Origin of the sequence: Microcoleus sp. Pol10D4 (assembly GCF_036701555.1) — a bacterium.
Classification (GTDB): Bacteria; Cyanobacteriota; Cyanobacteriia; order Cyanobacteriales; family Microcoleaceae; genus Microcoleus.
On record NZ_JAUBRA010000039.1, the window covers coordinates 24,999 to 41,338 of the forward strand.

Below are 16,340 nucleotides of genomic sequence, written 5' to 3' on the forward strand. Positions count from 1 at the left end.
AATCTGCCCGCCGGGCGATCGTCTAGGATCTGCCAAATTTTACGCATGAGAGCATAGCCGTCCATCTTTGGCCTTTCGATCTGATATCAATTCCGCCACAGCCGGAACGATCGAGCTTTGGTTTTTAGCCACTGGAAACAAGAGATTGCTTTAATCAAACAAGGTTGTTTGAGAAGAACTTGGCAGCGCTGAAACAACACGAATTCCATTAGTGGCATCTACCTGTGAGACAGTTTGATCCCACCATACAGGCAGCGCTTGGTGGTAGGTATTTCTCCTAATCTTCATTTTTCTTTGTGAAACATACTTGCCAAATTTTTGACATCGTGCTAACGTTAAAAGGTTTGAGACTTAAAATCAATAGAGGTAAAACCCCGCAGAATGAAACAATTGGGAACCCATCTGGTCGCTGATGCTTGGCAGTCTCCTGGAGACCTGCTCAACGATCCTGAACGTATCCGCCGCGCTATTCTCGATGCGATCGAAGCCGGAGGAGCTACTCTCATCGATTTGTGCGTACACCAGTTTAGTCCTCACGGAGTGACAGCTACTGCTACTTTGGCTGAGTCTCATATAGCAATCCATACTTGGCCTGAACACGGTTATTTTGCCGCAGACTTATTTTTCTGCGGAGCCGGCGACCCTCACCGAGCCATGAAGGTGCTACAGACAGCTTTGGAAGCTAAACAGGTAAAACTCACTGAGTTCACGCGCGGTTTCGAGCCAGGGGTGGGAATCGTAGGTTCTGCTTGTGAAGAGCAGTATGCCCCTCGTTCAGTAGAAACCAGTGCCGCGAGAGGATGATGGCCAATTAGCGTAACTTTGAACAATTTATGCTAGGTTTTGTTTAAAATCCCACGGATCGAACCGTGGGATTCTTGTTGGAATTTACTTTTTCATTAATAAAGGGCGGACTACTAAATAACCTGCACCAAAAGCTGCAATCACAATCAGAAAAATCGCGATAGCCAACCACAATCCACTTAAATCTGAGGTTTTTTTGATTTGAGATCTCACACGGTAAGGAGTTTCCGGCACCTCTGTAAATAATTTTTCGGGAAGTGGCTGCGGCATCGAGGCGGCTGTTGGCTCCGGTTCCGGTAGTGGGAAGGGGAAAGCCACTGTCTGAGGTGGTTGAGGTATGGCAGAGTTGGTCTGCGAGATTGCAGGTGGTGGGGGGGGAGGTTGAACGCTGAAATTGAATTTGACTGACGGCATTTGAGGCATCCCTGTCTGGGTGATGCTCTGAGCTGAGTTGACTACTTGCTGTAACTGTTGGGATACTTGAACTACTGTTTCTACTTCTCGCCGCAGTTGTTCATTTTGTTGGACTAATTGCTGATTGTGGGTTTTGAGGGAGTCCACCATCGCTTGGGCAGCTTGGAGCTCTGCCGTGACTTCTCGATAGAGGGAAATTGGTACCGATGGAGAGTAACTATTTGAGTTTTCAGGGGAAGTATTGTCAGATAAGGTAGTATTTTGCATAATTGTAGATGGCGAGGGTGAGCTTGTTTTAGTTTAGCCTGAGAGTATTTGCAATTAGATCGATCGCAACACAATTCGTCAAGATATTTGTTACAGATATTGAACGTAAAATTAATTTAATGTTACAAGTTTTTAGTCGATCGCTATGAACAACCACGCACCGGAACAAACTATGTCGCAAAAGTCAAGCACCGAGGAAATGAAATACGGCGAACGCCAGATTTTGGAAGGGGAGTTAATTACTTTCCCGAATCCGCGAGTCGGGCGGCGCTACTCGATTAACATTACGTTGCCAGAGTTTACTTGCAAGTGTCCGTTTTCTGGCTATCCCGATTTTGCGACAATTCACGTTACTTACGTGCCAGACGAGCGGGTGGTAGAGTTAAAGGCGCTGAAACTGTACGTCAACAGTTATCGCGATCGCTACATTTCTCACGAAGAATCGATCAATCAAATTTTAGACGATTTTGTGGCAGCTTGCGCGCCGCTGGAAGCGACGATCAAGGGCGATTTTTCGCCACGGGGGAACGTCCACACAGTGATTGAGGTGTCGCACCAGAAGTAGAAGGCTCAGCCTTTAAATGTCTGTTATCAGGGCTTTTAGATACCCGACTTCTTAAAGAAGTCGGGTATCTGAGTATTCTGTTTTTTTAGCCCTTGCTCACTTAACGAGATAAATTGTTATCAAAGACTAAAGATTATCTGCTGCTGGTTGGAGGCGGTATTGTTCGCGGACGCTCAATAACTTAGTCTTGGAACCCTTTGGTTCTAAGGCTTCCGTCAGCCAAAGCTCTTGCTCATGCTTGATGTTTATCGCCCGCCGGATTTCTTTCACCTCCTCACGAGAAATACCTAGCTTATCTGCCATGCAGTTATGAAGATGTAATTCTGACAAATCAATTTTGCCATCAGCAACGGCAATCTCCCAAGCTGTACATAATATTAGGCGATGCTTTAGTCGCTCTTTATTGCTTTGACTACAACTTTTTTCCCGATGTTCTTCATCAAAAGGAATACTCGTTTTCATGATTTCATCAAATTTTTGCCGTTGTTCTATGGCTTTGCGAACTAAATCTCGCTCTTCCTTTCTCATACCGGAGGTAGTCATCAATCTATGTATAGTATCTTTCTCCTTGTCATCTAATTCACCATCAATCCAAGCCATTGGTAAAGCAGCCATAATTATCTCTGATAAAAACTTGCTCATCTTGGCAGCTTCTTCTTGATTTTTCCAGCCCGTCAGACCGCTGTAAATCCCGACAGTTGCTAATACTCCCAGTCCAACAGGAGCAGCAAATGTTAGTAATGAGTAGTACCCTGCACTGACAACAATACCCGTTGAACTGCCCACCAAGCCCCCAATCAAAGGAATGCTGTGGATAGTTGTCCAAATACTAGCCGGCGCAAATACTGAGGTCGCAACTGCTGAAGCGCCAACACCAGCCAAAGCCCCTACAGTTGCACCTGTCCCTAGTGCAAAAGCATCTTTTGTCCAATCTTGCCCCTTATTTTGCTTTAATAAGTCGGCACTTATACCTTCATACTCTGCAACTGAATTTTTACCAACATATACATTCAATCCTTCTAATTCACGATCGATATAGCTTTGATAAGATTTATCACTAAAGTTGATGCCACGCTTACAGCCCTCTTCATAAATTTTCTGGCTGGCCTCGTTAATAGTAGATTTAACTTTCTTCCAGGATTGGCCAAAAATATCTTTTAAATCTTTAATATCGGTTTCTATGTCATTTAATCCAGCAAAACCTTTTCCTCTTAGTCGCTCTAAGTAATAGCCTTTATTCATGTCAAAAATCATATCTAAAAGTGCCAGTGCCACCACAAGAGCAATAGCGCCAGCAATGGGACTGGTAATAGCACCGATCAGGGGTACACCCGTCCAAGGTATAACGGAATAAGCCATGAAAGTCACAATGCTACTAATTACCAGTAGTCCAACAGTAATAAATTTTCGCTCTTTGGCAGATGAGTCAATATCTGAATACAAAATTTTGAGGAGCCGAATATATGAGGGAATTTTGGGAAGGCGAGTCAGAGCGAACTTGATAACAGGAGCCAGTACAGGAATCAAAAGAGCGAAAAGCGCACTGAGTATAGGTAAAACTGTTTGAAGGACAAAAGGAACGATAATTGGCATAAAAAAATACCAGGATAAGTTGAGCCATAGTTATTGAGGTTTTAAATTTTAAATAACTATTGGTAGATGATATCTCTTGTTGTGAAGATTTACAATTGTATAGTCACTGACTTTTATTAAAAGTTCCCTGATTAGCAGTACCATAATTTACGTAAATTCACTTATTTTCCGATATAAAATCTATTGCATTCGTGTCACCAACCAGGCTCAAACCCATAATGAAGGTCGCTTGTAGTCGAGTCTCTATCTCCCTAAATCTCCTTAAAAAGGGAGTAGGGCGTGACTTTGAATGCTCTTCCCCCTTTTTAAGGGGGGCTAGGAGAGATCGAGGGGATTGTGACTCAGACAGAAGACTGATACTACCTTTTACCTGGTTGTTGACATCAATGGTGGGAATTGCCCACCATAAAATTAATTTTGATTCGCTAGAGAAGTCGGCGCTATTTCGCTCTTTTCTTCCTCTTGTTTCGATTCTGCCAACTTGTCCAAAATCTCCACAACTTCTCTTTCAAAAGTCACCTGAGCGCGATTAGTACGCCCGCCGACATATAGTTTGCCGTTTTTTTCCAAAGCCCAAATCTGTGAGTGAGACAGATAGCTCATCAGCACACTAAGCATCAGCAACCCGAAGCCAGTATAAACGATCGGAATACCCGGATCTGCTTTAATTTGCAATCCCGTACTGCCTACCACTTCGTCAATTGTCAGCATCACTCCGTTAACTTCAACCGCCGTGCCGGCGCGAACAGTAGTTAACAATTTGCCATCCGTACCGTACACTAACATCGTTCCTTGCAAGTCTTTTGCTAGCAGAGAAACCCCCGCACTCAAATCTGGTTTTGTCGGAATCCAAGCTCCCCAAATTCGGCCTTTACCTTGGGTGTCTAACTGAGCCATTGGCAATTGTAAAACCGGGCTTTTGTTGAGGCGAACTCGCACGGCGGCTATTGCCCAATCTGCTTGATAAAAAGTGACTCCCCGGTATCTGAGGGGCTCGTTAACGTGGATGGTTTTGCGATCGACCTCTTGGCCTGTTTTGTCCAAAACTGACAGGTCAGAGTAAAATTGGTCTATTCCGCCTTCGGGAGTATAATCAATCCAGAACCGATTAACTCGCATCGACCAATCCTTCGGTATTTGCGGCCCGGCCCAAGGCCCCGCATCCAGGATATTCTGCACTTGAAATGTTTCGCCGCTGGGAACAATTTCTTGACCGAGAAATCCCGTCATTGCGCCCCATATCGACCCAGCTAAAATAATTAGCATACTGGCGTGAACAATAATCGGGCCGATTTTGCCAATTATTCCCTTGCGGGCATAAACTTTTTCGCCTTCTCGAAATATGCGGTAGTTTTTTTGCAGCAAAAGTGGTTCTAAGGAACTTAAAGCAACTGTTTCTAATTCCGCACTGAGAGCTAATTTTTCAAACTGCTTTGGTTCTTCATAAAATTTCCAGCGGCGGGCGGCTTTTAATGCTGGAAATTGTCGGGTAAATGTACAAGCTGTTAAGCTGCTCCCGAACAGAATTAGGATTGACAAAAACCACCAAGTGCGGTATACGTGGTCAAGTCCTGCAATTAGCACAACTTTCCAAGTTAGGAAGCCGAACAAAGCGGGGTGTTCTGGATAGTTAGATTGGTAAAAAGGTACTGATTGACCTTGTTCGATGACGGTGCCGGAAATGCTGAAAAATGCGATCGTCAGCAGCAAGATAATTGCCAGCCGTAAATCTGCGAGTATCGGCAAGATTTCTCGTTTGAAAAACCTTTGAGGGGCAGTCGCCCAGTTTGAGAGTTTTGATAGAAATACTTCTTTTGATGTCATTGGTAATTATGAAGGGAGAGGGAAGAAGGAAGAAGGAAGAAGGAAGAAGGAAGAGGGAAGAAGGAAGAAGGAAGAAGGAAGAAAGAGCAGGGAAAAACAAAAAATGAATAAATATTATTATTCTTATTATCGAGTAAGTCTCAATTATTTTTTTAAGTCTTTGTCTTTTCTTTCTTCCTTCGTCTTCGCGGTTTGTTTAAAAAAAATTAATTCACGCATTCCGTAGTGATTGCTATATCTCTAAATAAGGGCTGAAGCCCTGACTACGAAACTTACGCGGGAAGGATGCGGGAAAGCAGAGAGAAAACACCAAATCCTACTAGCAAAACGCCGCTAACAGGCGTAATCCAACTCGACCACCGACGTAATTCTAACAACTTTTTAATGCTTGCAGTGAAAGTACCTGCTATAATCAGCGGAGCGACGTAGCCAGCAGCGTAAAACAGCAGCAACACACCACCTAAAACTGTATCTCCTGTTTTGGAAACCCAAGCTAAGAGTGTAGCTAAAACCGGAGTGCTGCAGGGAGACGCTACTAAACCAAAAGTTAAGCCCAATAAGTACGATCGCACGCCCGCCGGCAAATCTTTCGGCACCCACCCCACAGCGTCGAAAGACGGCATTTGTAAGGGTAAAGCTTCGAGTAAATTCAGCCCCATTAGAATAGCAATAATGCTGACAAGAATCGGTAAACCCAGGCCAATTTTCCCGTAAACTTGTCCGGCAAATGATGCTACAATACCCAAACCTGCAAGGGTGGTGGCTAATCCCAGGGAAAACCACGCAGACTGGGCGGCAGCTTGCAGGCGGCTTTTTGCTTCGTATCCACCGATGTAGCCGATCGTGATCGGCAACATTGAAAGCATACAGGGCGTTAAGCTCGTTAGCAACCCTGCCAGAAAGATGACTCCGACGCTGACTAAACTGAGGTTTGTCAGTTGAGTATTTACTAAATTATTAGCAAATTGTGCGAGTTCGTAAAGTTGGGTTTGCAGGGTTTCCATCTGTCGATTTTAGATTTTAGATTTTAGATTTTAAATTTTAGATTGACTCCACAGCCCATCGATTTTAGATTTTAGATTTTAGATTTTAGATGGACTCCACAATCGATTTTAGATTTTAGAGAGACTCTACAGATGAATCTGGGAGTTTAAACTAAATATCTAATATTTTTGCTCTCCACGACTCCTGTCGCGGGGTGGTATCCCTAGGCAGGTGACTTCAGGTTCGGGGCTGTTCTGGCTTTGTTGAAAATTGTAACAGATGCGCGCAGGTTCGGTTTGAGATTTAAGATTTTAGCGATATTTACTGGTTTGGAGTTAAAAGGTCGATCGCACCCTGGTTTAAATTGATATCTTGACAGCATCCTCAACAAGCTGTTGGCAAGGGGTGCAGCTTGGGAGTTAAAAGGTCGATCGCACCCTGGTTTAAATTGATATCTTGACAGCATCCTCAACAAGCTGTTGACAACGGGCGTCGCCTCTTGCACCAGATAATTCATTGACTGCGAAATCGGGGCAAAAGCCTGTTATTGACATTATTCAGACAGACTCTAATTTAACTTTACTTTAAATTAAAGCCAATTTCTTCATTAATAGAGCCGTCTGGCATTATTGCCCCTGCCAGCACCGCACCTCTGAGATTTGCGCCAGTTAAAATAGCGCCTTCTAAATTAGCATTGCTCAAATTGGTTATTTGTTTGGAACCTCGGAAAAAGAAGCTGTGCAAGTCAGCACCTGTCAAATTACTGTCTGCCAAATTAGCATATTGCAAGTCAGCACCGTGCAGCGTCGCATCAGCTAAATTAGCTTCGGTGAGATTGCTTCCCCAAAGTCGAGAATCTAAGACATTAGCATCTTGTAAATTGGCGCGGCTCAGATTTGCCAAAGTCAGATTAGCATCCCACAACTTCGTGCCGTTGAAATTAGCTTCGGTCAAATTGGCTCGACTGAGATCCGTACCTAAAATATCAGCATTTGCTAAATTAGCGCCACTGAGATCTGCGTCAGAAAGATCCGCATTTTTTAAGTTAGCACCGGACAAATTAGCATTGGACAAATTAGCGCCGGACAAATTGGCTTCTTGGAGATTAGCGCCCCGCAAATCGACAGCGCTCAAATCGCATTGCTTCCACAGAAAGCTGACGCACCAATTATCTTTTAATAGGTGACTCAAATCCTCCGCATTAGCGGCCATCACAGGAGGAGTTAAGTAGAGAGTGAACAGGACGATCGCCAACACAGCAGCGAATAAAGTTTTCAACCTCATAACTCTTTTCATTGACACTTATTTGCGCCATAAATTATTGATGTCTAATCAAAGCATAGCAAATAATCGCCAACTTTCCTCAGCAAGACTACTCAAAAATATTAGTGTAGTGAAAGGTTAATCAGGGTGGGTGCAGGCACAAACTTAACTCTGGTTATGTTAGACGCGCTTTGAGCTATCAAACCGATTGATTCACAAATACCTCGCCGCCAAACTAATTTTTTTCCTAAAAACCTGGTATAAGATAACCGCAAGTTCGATCGGGATTTGCCCGTGCAATATCGCTACAAAGTAATACTTGTGGTGGGCAGTTGCGATCGCTCTCCCAGGGGCATACCTGCAAACAATCCTGGTATAAACTGCTCAATATGGGAAGAAAGAAACCGCCCAGCTCGCCTGAAAACCATATCTTTAAAGGGTTGTAGACGCATTTTTTCTGAATTGCGATCGGCATCACTAACTAAGCCCAACTTTCATCACACAAGTCAATGCCCCAGCATCACCACATCTCATCAAACTTATCACGTTCCTGAGACTACGGATATCACTGTCAGTAGCTGAAGTATGGAGGAAAATAAGAGCATACAGTTGAACACCACTCCTCCCATGCCTACTATCCCCCTTCTCCCAAGCCAATTAGTTGTCACAACTATTTTCAATTCGATCGAATCTTTGGGATTCACTAATATTGCCGGCGTATTTTCGGGGGAGCAAGCTGAATCCCGACAAGAGGCAAATTTAAAAGTTAGTACCAAAAAGTTTTACACTCAGGGTTTAAAAAATCTCGAACAACAAGACTTGCACGGCGCTATTAAAAATTTTACTGCTACAATTAACATTAATCCACAATTTGCGTCAGCTTACAACGATCGCGGTGTGGCACGCTACAAATTAGGCTACAAGCAATCGGCGATCGAAGATTTAACTACAGCCATCGAACTCAATCCTTACCGAGCCAAGTATTACAGCAATCGGGGGTTTATGCTGACTCGTTTAAAAGATTATACTGCGGCGATCGCAGATTACAACTCGGCACTGCTGCTCAACCCCAATTTAGCTCAATCTTATTTTAACCGAGGTGCTATCCGCCTGCAAATGGAGAATTCCCTAGCAGCGCTAGCTGATTTTGAGTCAGCAATTCGCCTCGATCGCGATTTTGCTAAAGCTTACTTCAACCGAGGAGTAACTAGATATAAATTGAGAGAGGTTCAGGGAGCATTTGAGGATTTTCAGAAGGCAGCCGAGCTTTTTAAGAAGCAGGGGAGAATGGATTCTTATCAAGAGGCAGTTTCTCAAATTACAAAGCTATGGTGTTAGTTGAATTTGGTAATTATCAATTGGCAATTGCCAATTGATAATCAGGTAATGTGTACCGAAGATCACCCTACATCTATAATTATTGCCTCAGTCTTGTTAGAGTTAGCCAATTCTCAAGGCGGCGTCTCTGGAAGGCAAGTTATCAGCAACGACAGCAGTAGAAAAGTTAATTGTAAAAGCAGCATTTTGAACTGCTGCGGGGGTGGCATTTTGAACCACAGCCAAAGTAACTCCTCCAAATTGAATGAGTGTGTTGCTGCCTGATTGCGTGAATGAGGTGTTGGATAAACCGCTGGTTAAGCCAATACGATCGCCCTCTCCCGGCCTAAAATCAAGAATTATATCGCTAGACCCATTCAACTCCAGATTTTCACCCGTAACCAGAACAAAAGTATCTACACCTGCGCCACCAGTGAGAGTATCGCTGTCAACATCGCCGATTAAAACATCGTTACCATCGCCGCCGATTAAAACATCGTTTCCTCTGCCACCTCGCAAAAAGTCGTCACCAGCATCGCCATTGAGATTATCGTCGCCGAGATTTCCGTTGATAATATCGTCGTCAACACCGCCGCTAATTAAGTCGTTACCTTTGCCACCTCGCAAAAAGTCGTCGCCTTCTTCGCCAGTGATGGTATCGTTGCCTTGGCTGCCGTTAATTCCATCACCATACGTGGCTTCACCGAGGATGCGATCGTTTGCGCTACCTCCCACTACACCGCCAGGATTTTGGTCATAGTCTTGGGGAGTGACTTGATAGTTGTTCGGGGTGTTGGCCAATCTGAGGGCTCGCAAAGGTAGATTTGCCAAATTGGTAAGGTTAATGGAATCGTTGAGGAAATCAACATCGGTAATGATGCTAGAAACCCGACTGGGGACGATGCCGTCAACGACTTTTGCACTCGAAATGCGATCGCCCTGCTGCACCGCATTCACCGTTTCAAAACCTGCAATAACGTTGCCAAAAACAGCATAACTACCGTCCAAAAATGGCAACTCATCCAAAGCAAAATAAAACTGCGAAGAAGCCGAATCCAAAGCATTAGAACGAGCCATTGCCACAGCCCCGCGAGTGTGCTGCAACTGCGGCGTCTGGGTTACAATTTGGTTGTAAACAGGTTGCGCGGCCCCTTGCGGCGTAATTTCTAAAGGGATAAAACGCGGCTGATTGGTATCCGGGTCAATAAAACTACCCGTTCCCAATTGACTGGCTGGAATTGTAGTATCTCTGCTGCGCGGATCGCCTCCTTGCACTACAAAAGGCTCTGGCTGACGTACAACTCGGTGAAACATCACCCCGTCGTAAATGCCGCGTTCAACTAAGTCAACAAAATTTCCTGCAGTAATCGGGGCATTAGTGCCGTCTACTTCGATTATAACGGGTTGACCGTTAATTACCTGGACTACTATAGCTTTGCCTGTTAACGGGAGTGCAGCGCTCATGGGTAAATTGCTATTTGAGTGAGTGATCTTGGGGTTTTAGAAGCAATCCGGGAATTGCCTCTACCTATTTAATCAGAAAACTGTAAACTTGTCTTAAGTACAGTTCTAATTCTAAATTTATGATGTCGCGTCGCAAGTTTTTTAGCACTTTATTGGCAATTTGTCTAGTTTTTCTAAGTTTCAATTTTGCCACACCTGCATTTGCCCTCGGCGGTAAGCTTCCTCCGGTAAATCAACCAGCGCCGGAGTTTTCTTTGCCGACAAACAGCGGGGACGGACAAGTGTCCCTGTCGGATTATCGCGGTAAGTGGCTGGTAGTCTATTTTTATCCGAAAGACTTTACTTCAGGATGTACCATCGAAGCGCGGAGATTTCAGCAAGACTTGCCGAAATACTTGGCAAAGAATACTCAAATTATCGGTATTAGCGCTGATGATGTCGATTCCCATGCGGAATTTTGCGATTCGGAAGGTTTGAAGTTTCCGCTGTTAGCTGATACGGATGGTAAAGTGAGTAAAGCTTACGGTTCTTGGATGAGTTTTATCTCAGCGCGACACAGTTTTATTATTGATCCTGAAGGTATTTTGCGTGAAACCTTTGTGAAGATTAATCCGGCGATTCATTCTAAAGAAGTGTTGGCTCGCTTGGTGGAATTACAGGCTAACGGGTAATACTATTTTAGATTTTAGATTTTAGATTTGAATAATTGGGAATGATTGATGAAGCTTGTCTTTGTAGTTAAGACTACATTCCTCTGAATTTTCAGAGGATTTTAGGCTTCACTGCAACCGTTATCAGGTTGATTTGACCTCACATCTTGCACCATTCTCAATAATCCTTTTTTGGGTGGAATCTCCCAGGGCGGTTTCATTCTCTTGTAGGGGCAATCTCTCATGAAGATCCCCGATATTTGAAACATCGATTTCATCGTCCGTGGGGGGGCGGGCACTCTTGGCACCGCCCCTACAAAAGCCTGATTTTCGTGAGAATGAAACAGCCCTGTGGGATTTCCTGCCCAGCCTACAAGAAAATCTACTCTCTGTGGAACGGGCAAGATGCCCGTTCTTGACAATGGTTCAACATCTCAGTTTTACGGGAAATGATGGCTGGTAACGCGACAAGCAATATTAGAGTAAATTTAAAATCTTAAATCGCCTGTCATGCCATATTCAATGAGAATTAAACTTGCTATTGGCTACAACAGATGCGGAAGAAGATTCATTGTCTGATAGATTTCTATTTCTGCTAGCCATGCGACGTTCCGGGTCAATTCCCTCGAAGGTTGGGGGCAACCAAACTCGGACTACCAACAACACTCCCAAAACCAGCAAAAATGCGCCTGTTGATAATATTTGAACCCAGGGAGTTTCCAGCACTCCCCGCACGATGACTTCTCGCAAAACAGATACTATACAGACTTCCACAGCCACACCTATCGAAACTCTTTGTTCTTGCAAGTAAATAATTAGCAGCCGAAATAATTCCACTAAAACTAATAAAAATAGAATGTCTGCCGTCACTTGCTGAAAATTCAAAGGAGGCAGCAGCGAGAAAAACATTTCTCGCAGTTCTAGCACCATGAAACAAAACAAACCAATACATAGGGAAATGACAATTAAGTCTTGGACTGTTTCCAGAGCGGTGACGATTAATTGCAGATTCAACCATTGAGGGGGGTGACTAGACGAGTTGTTTAAACGCTTTTCCATTGACACATCCTGCAACTTGTTTGACTTTCTTACAGCTTAATTGAACTTAGGTTAATCTTTGACAATTTACAGGTTTAATCTATTTATCAGTCTCATAAAATTTCGAGCGGTTGACAATTTCACACACACTTTTATTTGTCTCCCAGGTAGCTTGACATTTAGTAATACTTTATGCTATTTGAAACCGACAATAGGTAGCTTTGATATCTAAAAAATAGAAGTCTGAATCCTAAAATGCTGCAACTGCTATAAAATATGAAAATTGTAAAGAATTATTTACCACAGCTTGATACACTCAAGCTAGTGACGGTCGGCTTTAATCATAAAAAAGCCACCAAGTCAACCGAAAAACCCAAAGTAATCCAGAGAGGATTGAACACCATGGCATTTGAACTAGCACCATTACCCTTCGCCGCTGACGCCCTAGAACCCGCTCATATGTCGGCCAACACGTTTTCATTCCACCACGACAAGCACCACGCTGCTTACGTCACCAATCTGAATAAACTGATTGAAGGAACGGAAATGGCGAGCAAATCCCTTGAAGAAATTGTCAAGGAATCTGCTAAAGACCCATCCAAAGCAGGCATTTTTAACAATGCAGGTCAAGTTTGGAACCACAACTTTTTCTGGAATTCCCTCAAACCGGGCGGCGGCGGCACTCCGACAGGAGCTTTAGCTGACAAAATTAACGCCGACTTCGGCAGCTTCGACAAATTCAAAGAAGAATTCAAGACTGCTGCGACAACTCAGTTCGGTAGTGGCTGGGCTTGGCTGGTTGTGGACAACGGCACTTTGAAAGTCACTAAAACTGCTAACGCTGACACCCCGCTTGCACACGGCCAAACTCCGTTGCTGACTTTGGATGTGTGGGAACACGCTTATTATTTGGATTTCCAAAACCGCCGTCCCGACTACATTACTAATTTCTTAGATAATTTGGCTAACTGGGAGTTTGCAGCAGCAAATTTGGCTGCGGCGGCTTAGTAGCATCTTAGTTTGAGGACTAAAGTCCTCACTACAAAACGATAAAGTTTGTAGTGAGGACTTTAGTTGTGATGAATGAGAATTATTTAACCCAACTTGCTATTAGCAAACAAAAACAGCTTTCAACATTCCTTCGCCTCGGTCTGGTTGGAGTTCAAATCCTAGTTTTTTACAGAGGCTCTGCATCTTGTAGTTGCTATTGAGAATGTAGCCAACGATCGCCTCTAATTTCTCTTCCTGACCAATTTGCAGCATCCGCCTCAATAATTCTGTTCCCAAACCGCGCTGCTGATAGCTATCGCTAACGATGAGGGCAAATTCGGCTTGGTTTGTGCCGTGGAGTTTGCTCAGACGCGCTACTCCCAAAATCCGGTGTTCTGAGGTTTCCGGGTCTTGACGATCGGCTACTAACAGCATTTCCCGATCGTAGTCAATAAAACAAATCCGGGTCAAACGTTCGTGAGCAATGCGGTGCTTTAACTTTACCATGTGAGCGTAGCGCAAATACACGCTCTCTTCGGAAAGTTCTTCGTGGAACAGCACCATCAGCGGCTCATCTTCTGGACGAATCGGACGGATCGTGATGGGACGATCGCCGTCCGTTGACCATGTTTGAACGTATTGCGTAGGATAGGGGCGAATCGCGGGTGAAATGGGGTTTTCTGTTGTTTGCAGAACAACACGGGCATCAAGAGCGATCGCACCTTCAGGAGAAACCAACAGCGGATTAATATCAATCTCGGCAATTTGAGGTTGCTCTACAATCAGTTGACTGAAACGAACTAATAACTGTTCGAGTTGTACCAGGTCAATTGCCGATCGACCGCGCACTCCTTGTAAAGCTTTATAGATGCGAGTTTGCTCCATCATCCGCCGCGCTAGGGTGGTATTTAAAGGCGGAAGTGCTAGCGATCGATCTTGAAATACTTCCACTAATTGTCCGCCGGAACCAAACAGCATCACCGGCCCAAATTGTGGGTCAATACTGCTACCCAAAATTAGTTCATAGCCTTCCAAATGCACCATCTGCTGCACGGTTACGCCAAGAAACGCTGCAGGATCTATCGCCCGTACCCGCTGGGAGATCGCCTCAAAGGCACTAATTACAGCGTTAGCATCGCCTAAATTTAGTTTTACGCCCCCCACATCGGTTTTGTGAGTAATCGTCTCAGAATGGAGTTTTAGCACCACTGGATAACCGAGGCGATCGGCAATTTCCACAGCTTCGGCAGCACTCGCTGCAATTTCTGTCGCTACGGTGGGAATGCCGTAAGCTGCCAGCAACTGTTTTGATTCGTACTCGGTTAATAAAGTGCGATTGTTTTGGCGGGCAGCAGTCAAAATCTTCGCCGCAGTCGCACACCCGGAAGTCTCGATTTCGCGATCAGCGGGGAGAGAAGGCGTTTCGTAGATAGCGCGCAGGTTGTATGTGTACCGCCACATATAGTTGAATAACCTGACGGCGGTATCGGGATAGGGGAAAGTCGGAATATTTGCCTGATTAAGAATTTGCGTTCCCGCTGACACTTCCACACCGCCCATCCAGCTTGCCAATAAGGGCTTTCCGAGTTTGCTGTAAGACTTGAGTTTTTCTGCGGTTTGCGTCGGATTCGTCATCGCTTGTGGCGTCAGGATGACCAGCAATCCGTCACTATTGGGATCGGGAGCGACAACTTCTAGAGTTTTGGCGTAAAGATCGCTACTAGCATCGCCCAAAATATCGATCGGGTTGTGATGACTCCACTGAGGTGGCAAAAACTCATCAAGCTGCTGCAGCGTCTCCGGTGCCAAATCTGCCAGCGCACCGCCGTCGCTAATTAAGGCATCAGTGGCGATCGCCCCCGGGCCTCCTGCATTGGTGACGATCGATAGGCGGTTGCCTTGCGGTCGCGGTTGCTTGGCCAGAATTTCTGCCATGTCGAACAAATCGGAAATCGTATGTACCCGCAACGCGCCACAGCGGCGGAAAGCAGCGTTAAGCACGTCATCGCTGCCGGTCAAAGCTCCCGTATGGGAAGCGGCGGCTTGGGCGGCGGCGGCGGTACGTCCTACCTTGAGAATGATGATCGGTTTGTCGATCGCCACTGGGCGGGCGGCGGACAGAAACGAACGAGCATCACCCATAGATTCCATGTACAAAACGATACTGTGAGTATGGGGATCGTCTCCGAAATACTCGATCAGATCGCCCCAACCGACATCGAGCATAGAGCCGATCGATACAAAGGCGCTAAAACCGACATTTTCCCCCAAACTCCAGTCGAGAATCGAAGTACAGAGGGCGCCGCTTTGACTGATGAAGGCGACATTACCCGGACGGGCGATCGTACCTGCAAAAGTAGCATTCAGCCCAACCACAGGATTCATCACACCGAGGCAATTTGGGCCGATAATCCGCATTCCGCCCCGACGCGCCTCGGCCATAACTTGCTGTTCTAAAGCCTCCCCAGCCGCGCCAATTTCTTTAAAGCCAGCAGAAACAATAATTGCCCCTTTCACCCCAGCAGCGATACATTCGCGGATCACTTGTGGCACCCCAGCAGCAGGCGTAGCAATCACCGCCAGATCCACTACTTCCGGGACGCTAGCAATGTCAGGATAAGACTTGAGCCCCAACACGCTGTGGCGCTGGGGATTCACCGGAAAAACTGTTCCGCCAAACGGATTCCGAATCAAGTTCCACAGGAGAGTACGTCCGACGCTTCCTTCTCTCTCTGTTGCGCCGATTACAGCCACGGAGCGAGGCCGAAAAATCCGATCGAGCGGATGACGCTGTTCTTTCCAAATATCGTGAGCCGGATCGCTCGCAGTGCTTTGATTTCTTGAATTTATCTGCATAATACCCTTGTTCAATTAATCAGCAATTAATATTGCTCTGCTTTCGATAACAATTCTCTAATCCAATCTGAACTATTTTTCTGCTATTCTTCTGCTATTTTTCTGCTTTTTCTTCCTCTTCTTCTGGTCTTCGCAGTTCGCGACCCAAACTCTCATTGCGCGTTCCCGACCGACCCGCACTTAAACAACATTTCCGTTGTCTAACTATTAGTTCGGAATCCAATTTTGTCAGAGCTTGCTCACAAATCCCAGAGGTTGTTCTGCCTACTATCTATCTTAATTCTTCCCACGGAATTAGCAAGTCAATTTTT

At 45.1% G+C, this 16,340-nt stretch carries 15 protein-coding genes; 5 read left to right on the forward strand and 10 right to left on the reverse strand.

Translation table 11 applies throughout. The annotated features are described in order from the left end of the window. Positions 1-381 precede the first annotated feature (381 nt). The gene (gene speD, locus QUA36_RS19035) at positions 382-804 is read left to right on the forward strand and encodes an adenosylmethionine decarboxylase (protein ID WP_006633984.1); all 423 of its coding nucleotides are present in this window, start codon (positions 382-384) and stop codon (positions 802-804) included. 84 nt (positions 805-888) lie between these two features. Here speD and QUA36_RS19040 read toward each other — a convergent pair whose 3' ends face one another. Then, positions 889-1,485: a hypothetical protein gene (locus QUA36_RS19040; RefSeq protein ID WP_333458733.1), complete on the reverse strand. Its 597-nt coding sequence runs from the start codon at positions 1,483-1,485 to the stop codon at positions 889-891. A gap of 145 nt (positions 1,486-1,630) precedes the next feature. Between QUA36_RS19040 and queF the strand changes: the two genes are divergently transcribed. After that, positions 1,631-2,050: a preQ(1) synthase gene (gene queF, locus QUA36_RS19045; RefSeq protein WP_333154950.1), complete on the forward strand. Its 420-nt coding sequence runs from the start codon at positions 1,631-1,633 to the stop codon at positions 2,048-2,050. A gap of 126 nt (positions 2,051-2,176) precedes the next feature. Here queF and QUA36_RS19050 read toward each other — a convergent pair whose 3' ends face one another. From QUA36_RS19050 to QUA36_RS19075, 6 genes are all read right to left on the reverse strand, one after another. Beyond that, the gene (locus QUA36_RS19050) at positions 2,177-3,643 is read right to left on the reverse strand and encodes a TerB family tellurite resistance protein (RefSeq protein WP_333458734.1); all 1,467 of its coding nucleotides are present in this window, start codon (positions 3,641-3,643) and stop codon (positions 2,177-2,179) included. 411 nt (positions 3,644-4,054) lie between these two features. Continuing rightward, the gene (locus QUA36_RS19055) at positions 4,055-5,467 is read right to left on the reverse strand and encodes a cytochrome c biogenesis protein (protein ID WP_333458735.1); all 1,413 of its coding nucleotides are present in this window, start codon (positions 5,465-5,467) and stop codon (positions 4,055-4,057) included. A gap of 272 nt (positions 5,468-5,739) precedes the next feature. Then, positions 5,740-6,471 (reverse strand): cytochrome c biogenesis protein CcdA, encoded by a 732-nt coding sequence (locus QUA36_RS19060; protein WP_333233091.1) that lies wholly within the window; start codon positions 6,469-6,471, stop codon positions 5,740-5,742. A 203-nt stretch (positions 6,472-6,674) separates the two neighbouring features. Continuing rightward, positions 6,675-6,968, reverse strand: coding sequence for a hypothetical protein (locus tag QUA36_RS19065; protein ID WP_333458736.1), 294 nt, complete (start codon positions 6,966-6,968; stop codon positions 6,675-6,677). A gap of 62 nt (positions 6,969-7,030) precedes the next feature. Then, entirely contained in the window at positions 7,031-7,747 is a 717-nt protein-coding gene (locus QUA36_RS19070; protein ID WP_333162103.1) for a pentapeptide repeat-containing protein, read from the reverse strand. 272 nt (positions 7,748-8,019) lie between these two features. Further along, on the reverse strand, positions 8,020-8,166 hold the full coding sequence (locus QUA36_RS19075) for a hypothetical protein (protein ID WP_333451437.1): 147 nt from the start codon (positions 8,164-8,166) through the stop codon (positions 8,020-8,022). A 175-nt stretch (positions 8,167-8,341) separates the two neighbouring features. Here QUA36_RS19075 and QUA36_RS19080 point away from each other — a divergent pair, with 175 nt between their 5' ends. Next, positions 8,342-9,052, forward strand: a complete 711-nt coding sequence (locus QUA36_RS19080) for a tetratricopeptide repeat protein (protein WP_333458737.1) — start codon at positions 8,342-8,344, stop codon at positions 9,050-9,052. 102 nt (positions 9,053-9,154) lie between these two features. Here the strand turns inward: QUA36_RS19080 and QUA36_RS19085 are convergent, their stop codons facing one another. Then, positions 9,155-10,495, reverse strand: coding sequence for a peptidylprolyl isomerase (locus QUA36_RS19085; RefSeq protein ID WP_333458738.1), 1,341 nt, complete (start codon positions 10,493-10,495; stop codon positions 9,155-9,157). 119 nt (positions 10,496-10,614) lie between these two features. Between QUA36_RS19085 and QUA36_RS19090 the strand changes: the two genes are divergently transcribed. Then, positions 10,615-11,166, forward strand: coding sequence for a peroxiredoxin (locus QUA36_RS19090; RefSeq protein WP_333215182.1), 552 nt, complete (start codon positions 10,615-10,617; stop codon positions 11,164-11,166). A 498-nt stretch (positions 11,167-11,664) separates the two neighbouring features. On the opposite strand, the gene QUA36_RS19095 is transcribed toward QUA36_RS19090, so the two are convergent. Beyond that, complete coding sequence (locus tag QUA36_RS19095; protein WP_333080611.1) at positions 11,665-12,204, reverse strand: phosphate-starvation-inducible PsiE family protein; 540 nt, start codon at positions 12,202-12,204, stop codon at positions 11,665-11,667. Positions 12,205-12,585: 381 nt separating this feature from the next. Here QUA36_RS19095 and QUA36_RS19100 point away from each other — a divergent pair, with 381 nt between their 5' ends. Continuing rightward, positions 12,586-13,191, forward strand: a complete 606-nt coding sequence (locus tag QUA36_RS19100) for a superoxide dismutase (RefSeq protein WP_333080613.1) — start codon at positions 12,586-12,588, stop codon at positions 13,189-13,191. Positions 13,192-13,293: 102 nt separating this feature from the next. On the opposite strand, the gene QUA36_RS19105 is transcribed toward QUA36_RS19100, so the two are convergent. Beyond that, the gene (locus QUA36_RS19105) at positions 13,294-16,029 is read right to left on the reverse strand and encodes a bifunctional acetate--CoA ligase family protein/GNAT family N-acetyltransferase (protein WP_333215186.1); all 2,736 of its coding nucleotides are present in this window, start codon (positions 16,027-16,029) and stop codon (positions 13,294-13,296) included. Positions 16,030-16,340 lie beyond the last annotated feature (311 nt).

What these genes read in the sequence shown, in the direction of transcription:
- speD (WP_006633984.1), top strand. Translation starts at nt 382, where the DNA reads ATGAAACAATTGGGAACCCATCTGGTCGCTGATGCTTGGCAGTCTCCT.
- QUA36_RS19040 (WP_333458733.1), bottom strand. Translation starts at nt 1,485, where the DNA reads ATGCAAAATACTACCTTATCTGACAATACTTCCCCTGAAAACTCAAAT.
- queF (WP_333154950.1), top strand. Translation starts at nt 1,631, where the DNA reads ATGAACAACCACGCACCGGAACAAACTATGTCGCAAAAGTCAAGCACC.
- QUA36_RS19050 (WP_333458734.1), bottom strand. Translation starts at nt 3,643, where the DNA reads ATGCCAATTATCGTTCCTTTTGTCCTTCAAACAGTTTTACCTATACTC.
- QUA36_RS19055 (WP_333458735.1), bottom strand. Translation starts at nt 5,467, where the DNA reads ATGACATCAAAAGAAGTATTTCTATCAAAACTCTCAAACTGGGCGACT.
- QUA36_RS19060 (WP_333233091.1), bottom strand. Translation starts at nt 6,471, where the DNA reads ATGGAAACCCTGCAAACCCAACTTTACGAACTCGCACAATTTGCTAAT.
- QUA36_RS19065 (WP_333458736.1), bottom strand. Translation starts at nt 6,968, where the DNA reads ATGAATTATCTGGTGCAAGAGGCGACGCCCGTTGTCAACAGCTTGTTG.
- QUA36_RS19070 (WP_333162103.1), bottom strand. Translation starts at nt 7,747, where the DNA reads ATGAAAAGAGTTATGAGGTTGAAAACTTTATTCGCTGCTGTGTTGGCG.
- QUA36_RS19075 (WP_333451437.1), bottom strand. Translation starts at nt 8,166, where the DNA reads ATGCGTCTACAACCCTTTAAAGATATGGTTTTCAGGCGAGCTGGGCGG.
- QUA36_RS19080 (WP_333458737.1), top strand. Translation starts at nt 8,342, where the DNA reads ATGCCTACTATCCCCCTTCTCCCAAGCCAATTAGTTGTCACAACTATT.
- QUA36_RS19085 (WP_333458738.1), bottom strand. Translation starts at nt 10,495, where the DNA reads ATGAGCGCTGCACTCCCGTTAACAGGCAAAGCTATAGTAGTCCAGGTA.
- QUA36_RS19090 (WP_333215182.1), top strand. Translation starts at nt 10,615, where the DNA reads ATGATGTCGCGTCGCAAGTTTTTTAGCACTTTATTGGCAATTTGTCTA.
- QUA36_RS19095 (WP_333080611.1), bottom strand. Translation starts at nt 12,204, where the DNA reads ATGGAAAAGCGTTTAAACAACTCGTCTAGTCACCCCCCTCAATGGTTG.
- QUA36_RS19100 (WP_333080613.1), top strand. Translation starts at nt 12,586, where the DNA reads ATGGCATTTGAACTAGCACCATTACCCTTCGCCGCTGACGCCCTAGAA.
- QUA36_RS19105 (WP_333215186.1), bottom strand. Translation starts at nt 16,029, where the DNA reads ATGCAGATAAATTCAAGAAATCAAAGCACTGCGAGCGATCCGGCTCAC.